At 71.6% G+C, this 3,255-nt stretch carries 2 protein-coding genes; one reads left to right on the top strand and one right to left on the bottom strand.

Annotated features, from left to right (window positions below; all coding sequences use genetic code 11):
* Positions 1-702, top strand: a 702-nt coding sequence (locus ACY0I8_RS17225) for a PilZ domain-containing protein (RefSeq protein WP_461395731.1), incomplete at its 5' end; no start/stop codon positions are given.
* A 3-nt stretch (positions 703-705) separates the two neighbouring features.
* On the opposite strand, the gene glgP is transcribed toward ACY0I8_RS17225, so the two are convergent.
* Positions 706-3,252, bottom strand: a complete 2,547-nt coding sequence (glgP, locus tag ACY0I8_RS17220) for an alpha-glucan family phosphorylase (RefSeq protein ID WP_461395732.1) — start codon at positions 3,250-3,252, stop codon at positions 706-708.
* Between the last annotated feature and the right edge of the window lie 3 nt (positions 3,253-3,255).

Genomic DNA, 3,255 nt, shown 5'->3' with positions numbered 1-3,255 from the left:
TCGCCCTTCGCATCACCGAAATTGAGTCGCCGACCGAGCGGATCCGCAAGCTCGGGCCGTCCTGACCTGCCCCCCTGGGCCCTGGACGCGATCCAGGCCCGCGGGTTCTTGCGGATCGGCGCCGACTCCCCCCTCGAAGCCGTTTGCCTCGATGTGGCACCCGACCGGGTGGTCCTCGTCCCCCTGGCCTCCCCCCCTCCCACCGTGGCGCGCGGCGGGGCACCGGCCGAGTTTCGGGTTCCCGGCACGGGGGGCGTGCTTCGGGTGGCCGGCCGGCTGGCCGTCGGGGCGGGAGACCGGTGGGTGCTGCGGATCGAAGGCGGCGGGGTCGAGCGGATCAACCGCCGGTCGGCCTACCGCTTGGCGTGCACCCTCAAAGCCGAATGGACCGTGGCAGAGGGGACCGACCGGCGCCCCTGCGTGGTGCTGGACCTCAGCGTGGGCGGGGCCCGGCTCTCGGCCGCCCCCCCGCTCCCCGCACCCGGAACCGAGCTGCGGCTCTGGATCCGGCTCGGCCCCGCCGAGATTCTGGGCCCGGTTCCGGCCCTCGTCCTTGAGGCCCGGCCCGACCCGAGGACGGCCCCCTTTCCCGGCCGGGTCCGGCTGCGGTTCGCGCCCCTGGCCGCCCGGGTCGAGGGCCGGCTCGCCCGGTTCATCGTCCAGGGCCAGAGGGAGCTCCTGCAAAAGGGCCTTCGGCCTTGAGCCTCACCCCCACACCACGAGCCCCAGGTCCCAGGGGCTTGTGAGGTTGGGGTGGTGGGGGAGCACCCGCACCACGTAGCCGTACCGGCCCGTGCGCTCGCAGGGGATCTCGCCCGCAAACTCGAACCCCCCGTCCTCCCGGCGCCCCTCGGACCGCAGGGTGCGGCGCCCGGGTTGCGCGATCCGGCCCGCCGGGTCCAGGGGCCCGTAGTAGACCTCCACCTGCACGTCGTCCGGGGAGAGCCCGTTTAGGTACACCAGGCACCGCAGGGGGAACTCCTCGCCCACCCGGCGCTCGTCCCCTTCCTCGGCCCGCACCTCGGCCACCCGGACCCCCGACCACGCCTCTCGTACCCGGGCCTTCCACCGGGCCAGGGCCCGGGCCGCCTGGTAGTTGCTCTGGGCGAACCGCTTCCAGAGCCCGAGGGCCGGCAGGTAGTACTTTTCGGTGTACTCCCGCACCATCCGGTTCGTGTTGAACACCGGGGTGAGCCGCTCCATGGCCGTCTTCACCTTCCGGATCCACCCCCGGGGCAGCCCGTCGTCGCCCCGGGTGTAATACAGGGGCACCACCTCGTTCTCCAGGAGGTCGTAGAGGTCCAGGCTCTCGACCCGGTCCTGGACCTCGGGGTCGTCGTACTCCTCGCCGTGGCCGATGGCCCATCCCACCTCGCCGTCGTAGGCCTCGTCCCACCAGCCGTCGAGCACGCTCAGGTGCAGGCCCCCGTTCGGCACCACCTTCATGCCGCTCGTGCCGCAGGCCTCCAAGGGCCGGCGGGGGGTGTTGAGCCACACGTCGCAGCCCTGCACCAGGTACCGGGCCAGGTTCACGTCGTAGTCCTCGAGGAACACGACCCGGTGCCGGAACGCCTTGTCCCGGCAGTGGTGCACGATCTGCTGGATGAACGTCTTGCCCTCGTTGTCCGCCGGGTGGGCCTTGCCCGCAAAGATGATCTGCACGGGCCGGTCCGCGTGGTTGAGGATCTTCGCAAGCCGCTCGGGGTCCCGAAACAGGAGAATCGCCCGCTTGTAGGTGGCAAACCGGCGGGCGAACCCGATCGTGAGGGCCTCGGGGTCGAGCACCTCCTCGGCCGCCCGCAGCTCGTCGGGCCGGGCGCCCCGGCGCTCCAGCTGGGTGCGCAGCCGGCGGCGCACGAACCCCACGAGACGCTCCTTGAGCCGCTCCTGGGCCCGCCAGAGCTCGTTGTCGGGGATGTCGTGGACCCGCTTCCACATGGCCTGGTTGAGGGGCTCATCCACCCACGACGGCCCCAGATACCGGTCGAACAGCCGGGCCATCTCGTCGGAGAGCCAGCTGCGCACGTGGATGCCGTTCGTGACGTGGCCGATCGGCACCTCCTCCTCGGGGATTCCCGGCCACACCCCGGCCCACATGCGCCGCGACACCCGGCCGTGGAGCCGGCTCACCCCGTTCCGGTGGCCGCTTAGCCGAAGGGCCAAGACGGCCATGGAAAGGGGCGCGTTCGGATCGTCCGGCCGCTCCCGGCCGAGGGCCAGGAGGTCTCCCACCCCGATCCCCGATTCCCGCAGATAGTCCCCCAGATGCTCCTCGAGCTCCGCCGGGGCGAAGAGGTCGATCCCGGCCGGCACCGGGGTGTGGGTGGTGAACACGCTTCCCACCCGCACGGCCTCCAGGGCCTCGGGAAACGAAAGTCCGGTGCGCTCCATGACCTGGCGGATCCGCTCCAGCCCCAGGAACGCGGAGTGGCCCTCGTTCATGTGGCACACCGCGGGCTCAATGCCGAGCGCCTGGAGGAGCCGCACCCCCCCCACCCCCAGCACGATCTCCTGGCGGATCCGCATCCCGGTTCCGGGGGCGTAGAGCTGGTAGGTGATGGCCCGGTCGGCCGGGGCGTTGGCCTCGAGGTTCGTGTCGAGGAGGTAGAGGGGGATCCGGCCCACCTGGGCCCGCCAGGCCCGGATCCGGACGGGCCGGCCCGAGACGCGCACCTCCACCTCCACGGGCGCGCCGTCGGCGTCGCGCACCGGCCGAAGCGGCATGTTGTACACGTCGTTTTCCGGGTAGACCTCCTGTTGCCACCCGTCGTGGGTCAGGTACTGGTGGAAGTACCCCTGGCGGTACAAAAGCCCCACCCCCACGAAGGGGAGCCCCAACTCGCTTGCGCTCTTCAGGTGGTCGCCGGCCAGCACCCCGAGCCCGCCGGCATAGATGGGCAGGCACTCGTGGATGCCGAACTCCATGGAAAAGTAGGCGATCCGCGCGTCCCCGAACTCCGGGTGCGCCTGGGAGGCCCAGGTGGGCATGGTGAGGTACCGCCCCAGGGCCTGGGCCACCCGGTCCATGTGGGCCAGGAACACGGGGTCCTTCGCCAGCGTCTCGAGGCGCGCCTGGTCCACCTGCCCCAGCAGGGCCACGGGGTTGTGGCCCGCGGACGACCACAGGTCGTGGTCGATGCGGCGAAAGAGGTCCACGGCCTCGGGGTTCCACACCCACCAGAGGTTGTGGGCGATCTCCAGGAGAGGGGCGAGCCGCTCCGGTAGCCGCGGGATCACCGAGAAGGTTCGGATCTG

It is taken from the genome of Deferrisoma sp., from assembly GCF_054681715.1.
This window is presented reverse-complemented; position numbering and strand designations above follow the sequence as displayed.